This window comes from Syntrophaceae bacterium (assembly GCA_013177795.1).
Classification (GTDB): Bacteria; Desulfobacterota; Syntrophia; order Syntrophales; family UBA2192; genus UBA2192.
Genome location: JABLXY010000003.1, coordinates 586121 through 602646, shown reverse-complemented (window position 1 = coordinate 602646; position 16526 = coordinate 586121). Strand labels below are relative to the sequence as shown.

The following is a 16526-nucleotide window of genomic DNA, read 5'->3' as shown; positions in this document are numbered from 1 at the left end:
CGGAGGCTCAGCCCCCCGTGGCCTGTTTCACGTCGAGATTCATGCGGTAGTCGACGAATATGGGGTTCGACACCAGGGTCCCGTACTCCTGCATGTCGACCCGGTAGAACGCTCGCTCGCCGGGCCTGAAATACTCGTCCTCGTAGTGAATCTCCAGGGGCAGCGGCCCCTCGAAGACCTTGACGAGCTCGCCCGATCGGATCAGCCGCACCCGGACGGGTGCCGAGGACCCGGCATCCCCCGAGATCCGGACCCGGATGACGGGGTTTCCCTTCAGGGCGATCTGCTCGCCCGAGATGGCCCGGCTGCCCCCGTCGGCCGAGGAAACGGAGAACTCGTCGAGGCGGGCGAACTGCGGGTACCGTCCCCGGTAGGCGTAGGTCTTGCCCGTGCGCAGGGCCTCCAGGACGTCCTTGCGGGTGAGCTTCTCCACGAAGAAGCCCGTCTGGAAGTTCCCCAGCTGCTCGCCGGCTTCGTTTTCCTTGTGGTAGTGGGCCGTGGCGATGCCCCAGGCGGGGTGCTCGCGGTACCCCCGGCAGTAGTCCGACAGCAGCCGGTCCCACAGCCCGCCGGGCTCGGTCACCGTGACGGTGTCGCCGTACAGGACGGCAAAGCCGGTGTAGCCCCTCGACTCGTCGAGGACCTCGGGGTGAGGCGCCGTGTGAACCTTGATGGGCCCCATCTCCCGCACGCCGGACTGTGTTTCCACATGGTTCCAGAAGGTGAGGCCGCCCTTGCCGCGCACGTCGTCGATGAGCAGCTGCCAGGGGGCGATCCCCTGATCCCCCCTGTACGGGTCGAAGGGCGAGCTTCGGAAAGGGTCGCTGTTGGCGATAAAGGCCACGCTCAGCACGGCCACGGCGATGCCGGCGATGCGGTAGTGGCCCTTCCAGCGGGTCATGACCACCCCCACCGCCAGGGCCGCCAGGAGCGCGAAGATGCCCGGCAGGGCCAGGTTCATCCACCGCGTCGAGAAGCCGTTGTGGAGAACGGGCAGCGTCTCGTAGTCCTCGGGGGTGTCGAGCCCGACCGTCAGGATGCGCCGCTCGTGGTTCCAGGCGGTCAGATCGCCCGTGATGGGGCTCCCGGTCCAGTGGTAGAAGGGCGCCGTCTCGGTGCCCGGGATGACGATCATGTCGGGGTATTTCTTCTCCGCTTCCCGGATCGCATGCAGCCAGGAAGAGGCCCCCCAGCGGTTGATGGATCCCTTCTCCTCGCGTTTCTTGACGAGGTTGCGAAGCGGGGGCAGGCCGTATTCCAGGGCCATGCGGTCATGGTCATTGATGACGACGACGGAAAACCCCCGCTCCCTGGCCATCCGGACGAGCGTCTCCACGTCGTAGGCGCCGTCGCTGAAGCTCGAGCGCAGGTCGATGAGACCCCGTGCCGGCGTAAGACCGGTCCGCGTCTCCTGCTGCGCATCGGGCGCCGCATCGGCTGATGCCGCGAGGGCCGCCGCAAGGACGATCGAACAGATCAACGCGAGGTTCTTTTTCTTCAGGCCCATGGGATGTCCCCGGAAAAGGGTTTTTCTCCTTCGCCCCTGAATGAGCAAAACCCTTGCCAGATTGATGCGTTAAGCGAAAAAAAATGAGGGGGATATCAGGAGGGAGTAGGGTGCCTTGGGGCCCTCACGGATCGGCGAGGCAGCGTGCCGGGGCCTCGAGGCCCTCCGGGCGCGGGGCGAATTCGGCATAGAGGGCCTCGATCTTCCGGACCATGGCCGCAGAGCCGTAGACGGCCGCCTTCTCGGCGGCCCTGCGGGCCATGCGGCGGGCCGTCTCGGGGTTTTCCAGGCAAAACAGGATGCGCTCGGCCAGGGCCTGCGGGTCCCCCGCCGGGACGAGAAACCCGTTGACCCCGTCGTCGACGAGGTCGATGATGCCGCCCACGCGGCTTGCGACGACGGGCTTTTCCAGGGCCATGGCCTCGACGAGCGCCTTGCCCATCCCCTCGTTGATCGACGGGAAGGCGAAGCAGTCCAGGGCGCTCATCAGGCGCGCCGCGTCGGGACGCCATCCCACGAAGCGCACGTTCGCCGCGATCCCAAGGTCTGCGGCACGGGCCTGCAGTGCCTCCAGCAGCTCGCCCGCGCCCAAAAAGACGAACACGCTGTCCGGGTGACGGCCGATGACCCTGCGGGCCGCATCGACGAGGACCCCGGGGCCCTTGATGGCCGTGAGCCGTCCCACGGTGCCCACGGCAAACGCCCCGTCGGGGATGCCGAGGGCCCGCCGCGCCTCGTCCCTTGCCGCCTTCGCCGCCATGAACGGCGCCAGGTCGACGCCGCTGTGGATCGTGACGAACGCCTCTTCGGGTGCGATGCCGACGCGCAGGTGATCGATCCGCTCCTGGTCCGTGAGCATGACGAGCCGGTCCGTGACAAGGGCGGAGAGCTTCTCGAGGAAAATGAAGAAGCGGGTCTTGGCCGGGCCGAAATACCCCCAGAAGACGTGGCCGTGCGGCGTGTGGATGACAACCGGGACCCCCGCCAGCCACGCCGCCCAGCGGCCGAGGATCCCCGCCTTCGATGTGTGGGTGTGGACGATACGGGGACGCTCCCGGCGGAAGAGCCGCCAGAGGGCAAGCAGGGTGACCAGGTCCTTGACGGGGCTCACCCGCCTGACCAGCCCGGCCAGGGTCAGGATTTTGACTCCCCGGGCACGGAGACGGGCGAGGTTTTCCTCCACGCAGGCCGTTTCCTCCGGCCCCATGGCGGACTCGTCCGACGGCCCGATGACCAGCCGGACGTCGTAGAGCTCCGGGTCGAGGCCCATGCAGGTGAGGTACGTGTTCTCGGCGGAGCCGCCCTTGTCGAAGCGGGTGATGACGTGGATGACGCGGATCCGGCTCATACGCTTCCCGCCATGTATGTTTCGTGCCAGACCTGGAAGGCCACGAGGTTCCAGAGCTGCCACGAGGTGTCCCTTCGCCTTTCGCGGAAGTCCTCGACGATCCCGGCGACGGCCCGCGCATCGAAGATCCCCTGGCGCCGAAGACGGGCCGCCTCCAGCGTCTCGTCGATCAGCCCGCCGAGCTCGCTCCGGAGCCAGGCCGCAACCGGCATCTCGAAGCCCCATTTCGGACGCCTGTGCAGCGCGGGCGGCAGCAGGTCCTTGAAGGTCTCCACGAGGATGAACTTGCCCCGGCCGTTGCGCAGCTTCCGGTCCCCTCCGATGGTGAAGGCCAGCTCGCAGACCCGGTGATCCAGAAAGGGCACGCGGACCTCCAGGGAGTTCAGCATGCTCATGTGGTCGACCTTCTTGAGCATGTCGCCGGGCAGCGATTCCTTCACGTCGGCCCAGAGCATCCGGTTGACGGCGTCGTCGTCGCGCTCCCGGAGCCGCTCGCGGAGGATGTGCTCGCCCAGCGAGAAATCCACCTCGGGCCGCTTCTGCAGAAGCTCCTCCCGGGCGGCGCGGTCGAAGATCTCGTTCCACGCAAGAAATCGTCTCTCGAAGGGCTGTCCCGCGCCCCGGACGAACTTCTTCAGGCGGCGCGCGTAATCGGTCAGCAGGGTCTCACGGGAATCGGGAAGCCATGCGGCCGCGGGTTCGATGAGATGCCTGCGCAGGGCGCGCGGGATCCGGTTGTAGAGCGAGGCCCAGCGCTCGCCGGCATACATGCGGTAGCCGGCGAAGAGCTCGTCGCCGCCGTCGCCCGAGAGGGCCACCTTGACGCTCCTCGCCGTCTCGCGGGCCACGATGCAGGTGGGAAGCGCCGAGGAGTCGGCGAAGGGCTCGTCGAAGGACGCGAGGACCGACGGGACGGCCTCCAGGACGTCGCGGGCGGTCAGAACGATCTCGCGGTGCTCCGTGCCGTGGAAGCGGGCCGCATCGCGGGCGTACGCACGCTCGTCGAAGAGAGGCATGTCCGCGAAGCCGATGGTGTAGGTCTGCACGGGCCGGGGGGAGTGCCTCGCCATGAGGCCCACGATGATGCTCGAGTCGATGCCGCCGCTGAGAAAGGCCCCCACGGGGACGTCGGCGACCATGTGGCGCCGCACCGCGGCATCGAGGGTCTCGAACAGCTGCTGCTTCTGATCCTCGAAACCCGCCTCGCCGCGGCCTGCATCCCGCCTGCCGTCGATGTTCCAGTATTCGCTGACGCTCGGAGCGCCGTCCCGGAAGACGAGGGTCTGCCCGGGCGGCAGCTTCCGGATGCCCTGGAAGATGGTCCAGGGTGCGGGGATGTAGTTGAACGTGAGGTAGAGCCCGAGCGCCTGCCAGTCGATCCGCCTCTCCACGGCGGGGTGCCGCAGGACGGACTTGATCTCCGAGGCGAAGACGAGGGTGTCGCCGCCGTGCCACCAGACAAGGGGCTTGATGCCGACGCGGTCGCGGCCCAGGACGAGCGTCCCCGCCCGTTCGTCCCACACGGCGAAGGCGAACATGCCCGCGAGCCGCCGCGCGCAGTCGGCCCCCTCCTCCTCGTAGAGGTGGACGATGACCTCGCTGTCCGTGCTCGAGCGGAAGCGGTGTCCCCTGGCCTCGAGTTCCCTGCGGAGCTCCGGGTGGTTGTAGATCTCGCCGTTGAAGACGAGCCACACGGTGCCGTCCTCGTTGGACAGGGGCTGCCGGCCCGCCTCGGAGAGGTCGATGATGGAGAGCCGGCGGTGGCCGAGCCCCACCGACACCCCGTGCCCGTGCCGCAGGTAGACCCCCGACGCATCGGGCCCCCGGTGGGTCATCACGTCGGTCATGCTTCGAAGGACCGCCTCGTCGACCCGGCTGCCGTTTGTCGTCACCGCCCCGCAGATGCCGCACATGACATTCAGACCCTGTCCATTTTCTTTCGTGCCGTCACCTCCAGGGAGGGTCCCCAGAGGAGCCTGCCCGCGCTGAGCCGCTCGGCGGATTTCGCCCCGTGCCACGCCGCCCGCCGAAGCGCGCGCAGAACCCTCACCCGTCCCGTGCGCCCTCGGTATCCGCTGAATCCGGAAAGGCCCGCGTTGCGGATTTCGACCGGCGCGAACCCCCGGTCGGCGAGCATGCCCGCGAGCCACCCCGCCGACAGGGCATAGTTGTGAAACACCACGAACCGCCCGGCGCCGCCGCCGAGCCCGCAGGATTGCAGCAGCCGGAAAAGAGCCATGTGAAACGGGCCGTTGGGCACCCTCACGTAGAGCAGCCCGCCTGCCCGCAGGAGCGCGGCCGCCCGGGTCACGTCCTCCCACGGGTCGACGAGGTGATCCAGCACGTTGATCATCGTGATCGCATCGTACCGGGTCCCCGGGTCGACGTCCTCGAGGGTCCCTTCAAAGCCCGCATCCCCGATCGTCCTGCGAAGGTAATCGATCGACTCCCGCGAGGGGTCGACCCCCGCCGCGTCCCAGCCGCGATGCAGCGCCTCGCGGAGGAAGAACCCGCAGCCGCAGCCCACGTCGAGAAGCCGCCCGCGCCCCACCTGCCCCTCGATCCGGTCCAGCGCCTCTCGGTAAATCCCGTCCCGGTAGCCCTCGATCTGATCCCAGGCAAGCTCCCGGAAGTAGTCGTTCTCGTAGTATCGGCGTTCCCGTGCGGCTTCCTCCGGCCCGCAGAGACCGTCGCGAAACACGAGCCGGCAGTGCGGGCATTCGAATAAGCGCCGCCCGCCGACGGCGGCAAGGGGCCGTGCCTGCCCCCGGCAGTAGGGGCACCGTCGGGACTCCACGGGCCGGTTCATCGCCAGGCCTCCGAGGGCCGCAGCAGGGGTTCGGCCGGGGTCTCGGCGGGGCGATACTCCGCCCGCGTCCCGAGTCTTGACCGGTAGCCGTCGAGCAGACCCTTGAGGATCGCCTTCGCCCTGCCGCTTTCCCCCCCGCGGACGAAAGGCAGCACGAGGGCCATCTTGACGGCGTAGGCCAGCGTGTGCCGCAGTTCGGCCCGGCGCCCGTGCGTGCGGTACGCGTGGATGGAGTTCCGCACGGCGTAGTAGAAGCGGTATGACTCGGTGTAACAGGTCACGCCGCGTCCGAAGATGCGCAGCGACTGCTTGTCGTCCTTGCGCGTCTCCACGATGAGGCTGCCGGGGACCCAGAAGAATCGCCATCCGCAGGCGGCCATGCGCAGCGCGTACTCCGCGTCGTCGGCGTAGAGGAAGTAGTCCTTCCGGGGAAGGCCCGCCTGCCGCACGGCCTCGGCCCGCATGAGCGTCCCCCGCCAGGCGAAGCACGCGATGGGCGTCGGGGCGGCGTCCGGGTGGTTCGGGCCGACGGCGCGCACGGCGCCCACTCGGTCTTCGCGTCCCTCGAGATCCCTGAGGCCCCGATAGAGGGATTCCAGGGCATCGGGGGGCATCCGGACGTCGTCGTCGAGGGTCAGGATGGCGTCGGCCCCGTCCAGGGCCAGCCGCAGGCCCTCGTGAAACCCGCCGGCGGATCCCTCGTTGCGTGCCATCTTCAGATAGTCGATTCCCCGCAGTGCCCCGGGGAGGGGATTCGAGCCGCACCGTGTGGAGTTGTCCACCACGATGATGCGGTACGGCTCGAGGCTCTGACGGCGCAGGTCCTCCAGGAGATCCCGAAGCATCCCGGGGTTGTTGAAGGTGACGATGACGGCGGTGATCGTTTCGTGCGGGTCCATGACGGTCCGTCACTGTGTTTCGGGTCGATACGAACGGATCAGGCCGATGCCGCCGAACTGCGCCCGCCGGTTCTCGACGAACTCCACGGAATCGAAGGCACCGCGGATCTCGTTCCAGAACCGGTCCACCTCGCAGCCGCTGGCGGCGGAGTGGGGGACGATGTCGTGGAAACCGACCATGCCGCCGGGGCGGACGAGCGTGCGGTACATCTCGAAATCCTTTTTGACCCCCTCGTAGGTGTGGTCCCCGTCGATGAACAAAAAATCCACCTTCCTGCCCCCGAGGATGCCCCGCAGCGTCTCCAGGGTGGACGGGTCGTGCGAGTCCCTGCGCAGCAGATGGACCCGCTGGCCGGGCCTCGCGAAGGATCGGTACAGCGGGGCCCGCCACACCGGGTAGCCTCCCCCGAAGGCCCCGCCGGGGAGATCGATGCTGACAAGTGTCGCATCGGCCGAGGCGGCCCGGGTCAGCATGAAGAGGGTCCCCCCGGAGGCCGTGCCGATCTCCACCACGGCGGACGGCCCGAGCCGCCTGACTTCCCCGAGCAGCGCCTCGAGCTCCACCCGGCTCTGCAGGGGCCGGATGAAGCGCATGGCCGGGGAGAAGACTCCCGACAGGGCGGCTTCGAAGCCGGGGATGTCCTGGAGCCGCCGGAGCGCCTTTCGGCACTCCAGGTAGGAAACCGTTTTCATCGGCAGCTCGACAAAGACCCTTTCGAAGCCGGCACGGACGGCCTGGCTGCTTGCGCTCATGAAACCCCTCCCATGGTGATGGGCTGCCTCGCCTGCGGCCGCATCCGGAGCTGGCCGCGGCAGCCGTCGAAGACCTCATCGGCTGTAATCATGTCCATGCAGCGGGGCTGCGGGCAGCGGTCCTGCGGGCAGGGGCGGCAATCGATCGCGTGCCAGATGAGCCGACAGCGCTCTGGCGGCGCGCAGGGACCGAATTGTCCTGGCAGGGACGGCCCGAACAGGGCCACGAGAGGCGTGCCCGCCGCGGCGGCGATGTGCATGGGACCGCTGTCGTTGGTCACCAGCAGGTCGAGGCCGCTGATGACACAGGCCAGGTCGTCGAGGCGCAGTTTCCCCGAAAGATTGACGGCCGGGTGCCGCATCCCCTGTTCGACGGCCTCGGCGATCCGCGTCTCCGCCGGTCCGCCGAGCAGAACGATCCGTGCCCCCTCGCTTTCGACGAGACGGTCCGCCACACGGCTGTAGCGGGCGGGGTCCCACCGCTTGAGCGAGCGGTCGCTGCCGGGGTTGAGGCCGACGACGGGCTCTGCGCGGCGCTCCGGGAAGAGGCCGCTCCAGCGGGCCTCGACGGCGCGATCCCAGAAGACGTCGACCCCAGCGCCGTCGGCAACCCCTCCGGCCGCCACGGCCGCCTCGAGGATGGCCTCCGCGAAATGACGGTCGGCGAAGGTCCCCTCCGCGATCCGCTTCGTGAGAAAGAGGCCGAAGCCGTGCCGGTCGTGGCCGGCACGCTGGCAGGCACGAATCGCCCGGAACAGCAGCCCCATCTTGAGGGCCCCGGAGACGGACTCGACGCTGTAGAGATTCACCGCCATCCGGTACCGGAACCGCCGAAGCCGGCGGACGAGTCCCAGCATGGCGAGCGCATGCGCCTTGTCCCCCCGGAGTTCCCGTATCGGGAAAGGCCACACCCGGTCGATGTAGGGGTAATGCCGGGCGAGCGGGGCCGCGTCGGTGCTCGTGAGCAGGTGGATTGCCGCCCCCGGGTACCCGTTGCGGATGGCGCGGATGCCCTTCGAGGCGAGAATCAGGTCGCCGATCCCGGCGACGAGCACGATGAGAATGCAATCCCGATGCGCTGCCATGAGCCGCAGATCTTCCCTGCCCTTCGTGCGAAAAATTCCGTGAATCCCGCCATTTCAGAGCAAGAAGCATACCACGGGCGATCCGGATCGCGGCGAGGGATCAGGCTCAGGATCCGCTTTCGGGGACCGCGTACACCGTGATTTCCTTGTGGAGGTCCGCAGCGGAACGCACGTGCTGGAGAACTTTTTTCAGCGGCCACAGCAGGGCCACGTGGCGGGCAATCATGCCGTGGGGGTCGCGGACGCCCGCCTTTCGCATCAGGGCCGCCCCCCCGGTTCCGCCGCCTTTTCGGATCCCGCAGACCCGGAATCCCGTACGGCCCAAGGCCCGGCGGAGCGTGTGTTCGTCGAAATAGAAAAGATGGAGCGGGACGGCGTCGAATACGTAATCCGGGGCGCTGATCGGCGTCGGAACGGCGATGACGGCGGTTCCGCCCGGCTTGAGGATCCTCCGGACCTCGACCAGTGTCGCGAGGGGGTCGTGCATGTGCTCGAATACGTGCCAGAGCGTGACCACATCGAAATGCCGGTCGGGAAACCGCGCGTCCCCGAGCAACCCGTTGAAAACCTCGATCCCGAAGCGCCGCCGGGCGTAATCCGCCTCGACGCGCGACAGCTCCACGCCATGAACCTCCCACCCCCTCTGCCTGCACCGGTCGAGGAAAAACCCCCAGGCGCAGCCGATGTCGAGAATCCTCCCCCTGCAGGCGAGCGCTTCGATCCGGTCGAGCTCCTCCGTGAAGCGCACCCGGTGCACGGCCTCCTCGCCGCTGGGATCGTCGGACGGGGGCACGGGGGCGTGATCCCGATCGTCATAGCAGGCAAGCAGATCGGCGGGCTCGGGGAACGGATGCAGGAAGACCAATCCGCACCCGCTGCAGCGGACATAGGCATAAGGGCCGTGCGAAAGGACGGTGCGGGTTCGATGCCCGCCGCACAGCCTGCAGCCGCCCTCAGCGGCGATTTCCTCATTCGGCGGGATGGGGCGCTGCACACGGCTTTGCCCATCGCTCCAGTACACGGATTCCATGATGTGCCCTCCCCTCGTTTGTTCCGAGCCTGTCTTTCCGTCAGAAACCCGCCGCGGCGAAAACGGCCCGGACGGCCATGCCGGGCGTGATCCGGCGCATGCAATCCAGCGTCCCCGTCTTGCAGACCCCCGCGTTGCAGCCGATGCAGGGCAGGTCGTCCAGCCTGAGAACCACGTGTCCGCTGCCCAGCGGGTGCCACCGTTGCTGCACCGTGGGGCCCATGAAGGACACCGTCGCAACCCCCAGCGCCGCGGCCACGTGGAGCGGGCCCGAGTTGTTGCAGACCAGCACGCGGCAGCGACGGACCAGGGCGCAGAACCGCCGCAGATCGCCCTGGACAAAAACCGGCCGGCGGCCGCGGATCGCCGCGCCGATCCGCTTCAGGCGCTCCCCGTCGCCGGGGCCGCCGAAGACGATTGCGGCCCGGCCACCGTCCGCGGTGACGGCGTCGATCAGCTCGGCATAGTACTCCTCAGGCCAGTGCTGGGATTCGCTGCTCGCGCCGGGGTGGACCCCGATGAGCGCCCGCCCGCCGAGATTCTCCGACTCGATGAAGCGTGCCGCCTCCCCGCATTCCTGCTGCGAGACGTGGAGCCGGGGCTCGCCGCGGACGGGATGTGCCCCGAGGGCGGCCAGGAGGCCGGCGACGACCTCGGTGATGTGGCGATCCCGTGCCGGCGCGGGCAGGTGTGCCGTGAAGAACACGTCCCGCCCCCCACCGCTTGCATACCCGACCCGCACCGGCGCTGCCGAGAGCCCTGCGAGCAGGGCCGGCTCCAGATCCCAGGAATCGAAGGGATCCACGGCCACGTCGAACCGGAACCTCCGCAGGGTGCGGATCACGTCGAGCTTCTTCCGGATCGGCGCGTTCCTGTCGTAGACGACGATCCGGCTCACGCTCGGGTGGTGCAGAAGCAGGTCCCGCGCCGCAGGGCTCACGAGGACCGTGATCTCCGCCCCGGGATAGACGGTTTTCAGGGCATCCATCGCCGGCGTGGAAAGGACGAGATCGCCGATGCCGTCGATCCGGACAAACAGGATGGAAGTGACTTCATCCCTTCTTGCGGGCGCGGCCCCCCCCGCGGGCCGCTTCGGCCGCAACGCCCGGAGGACCGCCCCGCGCACGGCGAGGCCCATCTCTTTGAGCGAATTCCTCATGGCCAACAGGTGTCGGGACGCCGGCGGCGCAGGGACACGCCGGTCTCCGCACGTCGTTCATGTCCGCGGGTTGTGCGGGGCCGCCTCGGCGTTCCTGCCGGTTCCCCACCCCGTGCGAAAGACACGCAGCCCCGGCAGTTCGACGGCTTTGGTCGCCGGGATGTCGGCATCCATCGGACAGGGCCGATCGGGCCAGCACAGGTAGTAGTCGATCCGATACTCCCGGAGCGCCCGGGCGAATTCCACGGCCGCCGGGGGTCTCGATACCCCCAAATACCGCACCTCCCCGGTCCTCGAGAGGAAGTAGGCGATGTAGAGGGAGGCGTCATAGTTGCCGTTGGACCCGATGTTGCCGGCAACGCCCCCCGCCCTCAAGGTCTCGGCGTGCTCCCGAAGCCCCTCGTTGATGAACAGGTTGGCACGAAGGTCCCGAACGGGCGTCAGCGCGAAGGACAGGCAAAGCAGCGCGATCGCCGCCAGGCGTCTCGGGGGGGTCTCCGGGAGCAGCCGGTGCAAGAGACATGCCCCGAGAATCAGCAGGAGAAAGATGTCGAGATACAGGTACCGCCTGTCCACGAGCAGGGGAAGATAGCCGAGCGGGTGCACGGCCAGGGAGAGCAGCAGAAGGGAGGCCGGGTCCTGAAGAAGTTCCCGCCGCGGGAGGCCCAACAGGCGGAAGAGGGCGAACGCGAGGATCGCAGCGGAAAAAACGGAGCCTGCCTGAAGGGCATCCACGGTGGCGAGGACGTTCGCAACGGTTCGAATCACCGTGTCCCGCCCGCTCCGCGCCGGATCGATCGGTTCCCACCGGGACGCGGCCAGCCCGGGAGGGTCCTCCCAGGCACTGAGCGCGCGGTCATCGGGCGGCAGGGCGAACCCCTCCTCCAGAAAGTTGGCCGTGGGGCTCTGGTGCACGAGGCGGAAATTGTACGTGCCGGCCGCGCTGATCGTCAGCCGATCGTACTTCACGCTCAGGGCTGCGATCCACGGGGAGCAGACCGACAGGAACGTGAGCACGCCCAGAAGCAGACAGAGCCGGATGTCTCTCCGCCGGCGGGGATCCGTCTCGCCCGCGTGCCGCCAGAGGCTCACGAGCGGGAAATGGACGGCGAAGAACGGGAAGGCGTACGCCTTTGCAAAATAGGCCAAAGCCCCCAGCAGCCCGCAGGCGGGACCATCCCATCGACGCGCCCCAAAATCCGGCGCGAGCACGCGCTGCATGTAGACGATCAGGATGACGGCCACGAGCAGATCGGGGTTTGGATTCGTCAGGCCGAAGGCATAGAACATCGGGGCCATCGCCAGGGCAAGCAGGCCCTGAACCGTATCGGGAAAGCCGAGATCCCGGAAGATCCGGCGAAGGGCAAGGAAACCGACCGCACCGGCCGCCAGGCCGAGAACCTTGATGGCGTCGAGGGGTTCGATCCCGAGGCGGAGAAAGGGCACGAGCAGCCAGGAGATCAGGGGGGACCACATCCAGTTGACGGCCTCTTGGATGCGCCCTTCGCTGTACTTGGCCGCGATGGAGACGTACGAAGGGGTGTCCGTCGTGATCGAGCACGGGTATGCCTGCATCAGGATCGCACCGACGGCGAGGTACACCCCCATGAAGGCGGACGTTGCCGGCAGCCGGATCCACCGGGCTAGCGGGATCCCGCGAATCCGCGTTTCCGCCGCGGCGGATCCCTCACCGGCCGCTTCCCCCGGAACGGCCCGGGGGCCCTCGGCGCAGCGGATCGGCGACGGCTGCGGCCCCATGCCCTTCATCGGCTTCCCCTCTCTGCCGGCCCGCCTTTCCGCCAGTAGGCGCTGCAGGTGTCGATCAGCCGGATTTCCGCGTCGATGCCGTGGGCAGCGCGGTATTCCTCGACGGCGAGGCGGCAGGGACCCAGGAAAAAGTCGTCGATGATGCAGAACCCGCCCGGCGAGAGCTTCGGGTACAGGTTCGTCAGGGCATCCATCGTCGACCCGTACATGTCGCCGTCGAGCCGAAGCAGGGCGAGCTTTTCGATGGGAGCCGCGGGCAGCGTGTCCTTGAACCATCCCTGGAGGAACACGACCCGGTCGTCGAGAAGCCCGTACTTCGCGAAATTCCTCTCCACCTCCTCCCGGGACACGGCAAGGAACGGGATCCGGTGAAACTGGGACTCCCGGTCGGCGGGAAAGGCCTGCGGGTCGGGTTCGGGCAGCCCCGCGAAGGAATCGGCCACGAAGACGCGGCGGTCCGAAACGCCGTACGCGGCCAGGACGCCCCGCATGAAAATGCAGGCCCCACCCCTCCAGACGCCCGTCTCGATGAAGTCCCCCTCCACCCCCTCGGCCAGGATTGTCTCGATGGCCGACTGCAGCTGATCGAGGCGCTTCATCCCGATCATGGTGTCCGCGTAAAGCGGCCAGAACTGCCCGTTCGACCTCTGGTGATCGGTCACATTCCTCCGCTTTACGATCTCGAGATTCCGCGCCGCCAGTGCCCGGGACACCCACGACACCGCGGCCCGCTTGAGCGGGCTGCGCGTCTCGTTGAACAGGGTGAGGGGGATCGGCGGCTCCGGCCAAAGGCTGAAGGAGAGCGTCTTCTTCAAAAGATCGAGGTAACGTTTTTCCGGTTCCCGCTTCATCTTGCATTGCCTCCCCGCACCGTGCCGCCACACGCTGCAACAGCGCCGTTCAACAGGCTCCTGTAGAGCCTTTCGGTGGCCTTCACATTCTGCTCAATACTGAAATGTTCCTCCGCGCGGCGCCTGGCCGCCTCCCCCATGGCCGCCCGCACGGCGTCGTCGGCCAGAAGGCGGCCGATGCGATCCGCAAGGGCTTCGGCATCATCGGGCGGGACGACATGCCCCGTCACACCCTCCACGACGGCTTCCCGGGTGCCGCCCACATCGGTGGCGACGACGGGCTTGCCCAAGGCCATGGCCTCGATGACGGCCCTCGGAAATGCCTCGCTGCCGAGGGACGGCAGCACAGCCAGGTCGGCCGCCGACAGGACCCCGGCGATATCCGGACAGTGGCCGAGGAACCGCACCCGGTCGGCGATGCCGAAGCGGCGGCCGATCTCCTCGCAGTGCTCCCGGTATGCTTCGTCGGTGATCTCCCCGCAAAAAAGAACCCATGGATTGCACTTGCGATTCCCGATCAGTCCCAGGGCCTCCACGAGGCGCGCCTGGCCCTTCATCGGCTCCACGCGTCCGGCGCATGCCACGACCCGCTCCCCTTCGCGGACGCCGAGATGTCCGCGGAATACCGCTTCACCGCCGGCCCGGAACTCGCCGAGATCGACCCCGTTGTGGATCGTGACGAACTTCCCGCCCGACGCAAAGTCGAAACGCCCCCGCAGGGCATCGGCCACGAGGACGAGCTTCGCGGAGAGCGCGCAGAGCAGCCGGTCGTAAGGGTCCCGGTCCGACGAGCGGATGTGCCAGACCAGGGGGATCCCGGCGAGCGCCGATGCCAAACCGCCATAGAGGGTGTTCCGGGGTCCGTCGGTGTGGACGATCCGGAACCCGCCCTCGCGGATGAGCGCGCGGATTCGCCGCAGTGCGCGCCAGCACGCGGCGGAGTTTCCGGGGGCGACCCGGGGCAGGTCGATGGGGCTGACCGCAATTCCGCGGGCGCGGAGCCGTTCGGCCAGCTCCCCCTCGGCCGGCACGGCGACGTGGGGCCGAAAGGCCCGGCGGTCGAGATTGCAGACCAGGTGGTAGAGGCTCCGCTGCCCCCCGTACCGGAGGTGGCCGAAGCTCGAAAAGTACAGCACCGGGACCGGTTCAGACCGCATGGGCCCTCCCCTGCAGGACCTCGTCGTATATCTGTTCGATCTGCCCGATCATGGTTTCGCGGGAGAAGCGTTCCTGGTAGAGGGAACGGCTTCTTTGCCCCATGCGAAGGCGCAGGTCCGGATCGTTGACGAGCCGCTCCAGCGACCGGGCGAGTTCCCGGGAGTCCCCCGGCCGGAACAGGTAGCCGTTCTCCCCGTGCTCGATCACCTCGGGGATGCCGCCGATGTCGGAACCGACCAGGGGCCGTCCCGCCGCCGCTCCCTCGATGAGGGCGACGCTCAGGCCTTCGCGGCCGACCGTGCAGAGGACAACGACATCTGCACGCTGGAGAAAGGGCAGGACATCCTGCCGCACGCCCGCCAGCATGACGCGACTGCCCAGGCCCATCTCGCCGATGCGCGTTTCGAGGGCCTGCCTGCCCGCCCCTTCGCCCACAATGACGCTTTTGATTTGTTCGTGACGCGGGGCCAGCTCCGCCAAGGCGGACAGCAGGACCTCATGCCCCTTGTTCGGGGTCAGGGAGGCGATCGACAGGACCATGAAGTCCCCCGGCGACAGCCGAGAAAGAATGTCGTGCGCCGTCCCGGCCCGCGCTGCGGAATGGTCCGGCTCGGCGAAGGCCGTGTTGTGGACGACCCGGATCTTTTGCGGGGCGACGCCGAGGTTCTCGGCGGCGAATCGGCCCACGGCCCGCGAGACGCAGACAACCCGGTCGGAGCGGCGGGACAGGAAGGCTTCCATTCTCCGGTTCCGGGCCTTGAAGCGCTGATCGGTCGTGTGGATGTGATGGATGACGGCGGGGCCCCGCCGCAGCAGGAGCGCCAGCCGCGCGAAGGTGCCTGCGAAATAGCCGTGCGTGTGCACGATGTCGAACCTCTCCTGGTCGATCATCCGGGCCAGGTCGCCGAGCCGCAACGGGTTGTAATAGGACGCCAGGCCGAGGATTCGCACCGGCACGCCCCGTCGCATCAGGTCCTCCGCGATGACCCCGCCCCGGGCGAGGCACCAGACGTGCAGATCGTACTTCGCCGGATCGAGGCCCAGCGCAATCGTTTGGATGACCCGCTCAAGGCCCCCCATGCCGAGGTCCTCGACGATGTGCAGGACTCTTTTGCGCTTATCGCATGCTGCCATGATGGTTCCCATTGAGGACCCCGATCAGTTCCTCGAGCCGGTGCACGTACGTGTGGCGGGAAAGCGCCTCCTTACGGCCCTTTTGTGCGATGGCCCGCCTCTCTGCCGGCCGGTCGAGGTAATGACGGACCTTTCGCCGGAGGTCATCCGCATCGTCGAACCCCACGAGGTGCACACCGTCGCGGAACAGCGCAAAGGTGTCGCGCTGCCGGTCCGTGATCAGGAAGGCCCCGCAGGCCAGAACCTCGAACACCCGGGGGCTGGCCTGATGGACGGCAAATCGTCCGTCCGGGTCGTGGTAATGCGTGGCCAGGACGATTCGGCTGGCGCTGTAGATCCGCAGCCACTCCGAGGGGACCGTGTGGGCCTTGCGGACCCGTCCCCTGAGCGGGGAGCCGGCACGCAGATTCTGCCAGCCCGGGCCCCAGAGGGCAAAATCGAAGTCCGCCAGCGACTCGAACAGGGCCTCCCGCTCGGGGTAGTGCGAGCCGACGAAGACGACATCGCTGCCCCAGAGCCGCCTCTCCTCCTCCGTGAGGACGACGGGGCGGTGGCTCGCGGGCTCGCAGCCCACGGGGAGCCAGTGCGCCCTGTCAATGCCGGCTTCGCGAAGCAGATCGACGAACTCCGATCCCTGGCAGAAGATGTGGTCGTAGTGCGGGGCGGCCTCGAGGTGGGGCATACGCCCCCTCGGCGGGTCCGTGGTCCAGAGCGCGGTCACGATCCCCATGGCGCGGATCCGGTCGACCGTTTCCGGCAGGATGCGGTCGCCCCCCGTCACCACGACGGCGTCCACGGCCCCGCGCCGGGCCGCGTCGACCAGTCTTCGGTTGATGCAGGCAAGGTCCAGCCTGTGAAGCCAGCCGATACGGCTGCGGATGCGGCCGGGAATGACGTGCCGGCGGTCGTCGTAGACGACCACATCGTGGCCGAGCGCCCGCAGCGCCCGTTCCATGTACTCCGTGACCGTCTCGTAGTGCGGGTTGTGGTACCCCGAAAACAGGATCTTCATGCGCTTGCGCTCTT

General features: G+C 68.1%; 14 protein-coding genes. All 14 read right to left on the bottom strand.

Annotated features, from left to right (window positions below; all coding sequences use genetic code 11):
* Positions 1-7: 7 nt before the first annotated feature.
* Positions 8-1507, bottom strand: a complete 1500-nt coding sequence (locus HPY67_12645) for a hypothetical protein (protein NPV05570.1) — start codon at positions 1505-1507, stop codon at positions 8-10.
* Positions 1508-1631: 124 nt separating this feature from the next.
* The gene (locus HPY67_12640) at positions 1632-2855 is read right to left on the bottom strand and encodes a glycosyltransferase family 4 protein (protein ID NPV05569.1); all 1224 of its coding nucleotides are present in this window, start codon (positions 2853-2855) and stop codon (positions 1632-1634) included.
* The gene (gene asnB / locus HPY67_12635) at positions 2852-4768 is read right to left on the bottom strand and encodes an asparagine synthase (glutamine-hydrolyzing) (GenBank protein NPV05568.1); all 1917 of its coding nucleotides are present in this window, start codon (positions 4766-4768) and stop codon (positions 2852-2854) included. The genes HPY67_12640 and asnB overlap by 4 nt, the downstream gene beginning before the upstream one ends.
* A 5-nt stretch (positions 4769-4773) precedes the next feature.
* Positions 4774-5664 (bottom strand): class I SAM-dependent methyltransferase, encoded by an 891-nt coding sequence (locus tag HPY67_12630; protein NPV05567.1) that lies wholly within the window; start codon positions 5662-5664, stop codon positions 4774-4776.
* A complete protein-coding gene (locus tag HPY67_12625; GenBank protein ID NPV05566.1) occupies positions 5661-6563 on the bottom strand; it encodes a glycosyltransferase in 903 nt (300 codons plus the stop codon). Before HPY67_12625 ends, HPY67_12630 begins: the two co-directional genes overlap by 4 nt.
* Positions 6564-6572: 9 nt before the next feature.
* Positions 6573-7316 (bottom strand): class I SAM-dependent methyltransferase, encoded by a 744-nt coding sequence (locus tag HPY67_12620; protein ID NPV05565.1) that lies wholly within the window; start codon positions 7314-7316, stop codon positions 6573-6575.
* Positions 7313-8401, bottom strand: a complete 1089-nt coding sequence (locus HPY67_12615; protein ID NPV05564.1) for a glycosyltransferase family 9 protein — start codon at positions 8399-8401, stop codon at positions 7313-7315. The genes HPY67_12620 and HPY67_12615 overlap by 4 nt, the downstream gene beginning before the upstream one ends.
* Positions 8402-8507: 106 nt before the next feature.
* Positions 8508-9431, bottom strand: coding sequence for a class I SAM-dependent methyltransferase (locus HPY67_12610; GenBank protein NPV05563.1), 924 nt, complete (start codon positions 9429-9431; stop codon positions 8508-8510).
* 40 nt (positions 9432-9471) lie between these two features.
* Positions 9472-10590 carry a glycosyltransferase family 9 protein gene (locus HPY67_12605; protein NPV05562.1) on the bottom strand — a complete coding sequence of 373 codons (1119 nt, stop codon included), beginning with the start codon at positions 10588-10590 and terminating at the stop codon, positions 9472-9474.
* A 57-nt stretch (positions 10591-10647) separates the two neighbouring features.
* Positions 10648-12357, bottom strand: coding sequence for a hypothetical protein (locus tag HPY67_12600; protein NPV05561.1), 1710 nt, complete (start codon positions 12355-12357; stop codon positions 10648-10650).
* Entirely contained in the window at positions 12354-13208 is an 855-nt protein-coding gene (locus HPY67_12595) for a macrocin O-methyltransferase (protein ID NPV05560.1), read from the bottom strand. The genes HPY67_12600 and HPY67_12595 overlap by 4 nt, the downstream gene beginning before the upstream one ends.
* Positions 13205-14365 carry a glycosyltransferase family 4 protein gene (locus tag HPY67_12590; protein ID NPV05559.1) on the bottom strand — a complete coding sequence of 387 codons (1161 nt, stop codon included), beginning with the start codon at positions 14363-14365 and terminating at the stop codon, positions 13205-13207. The genes HPY67_12595 and HPY67_12590 overlap by 4 nt, the downstream gene beginning before the upstream one ends.
* On the bottom strand, positions 14355-15500 hold the full coding sequence (locus tag HPY67_12585; protein ID NPV05558.1) for a glycosyltransferase: 1146 nt from the start codon (positions 15498-15500) through the stop codon (positions 14355-14357). The genes HPY67_12590 and HPY67_12585 overlap by 11 nt, the downstream gene beginning before the upstream one ends.
* Entirely contained in the window at positions 15484-16512 is a 1029-nt protein-coding gene (locus HPY67_12580) for a glycosyltransferase (protein ID NPV05557.1), read from the bottom strand. The genes HPY67_12585 and HPY67_12580 overlap by 17 nt, the downstream gene beginning before the upstream one ends.
* Between the last annotated feature and the right edge of the window lie 14 nt (positions 16513-16526).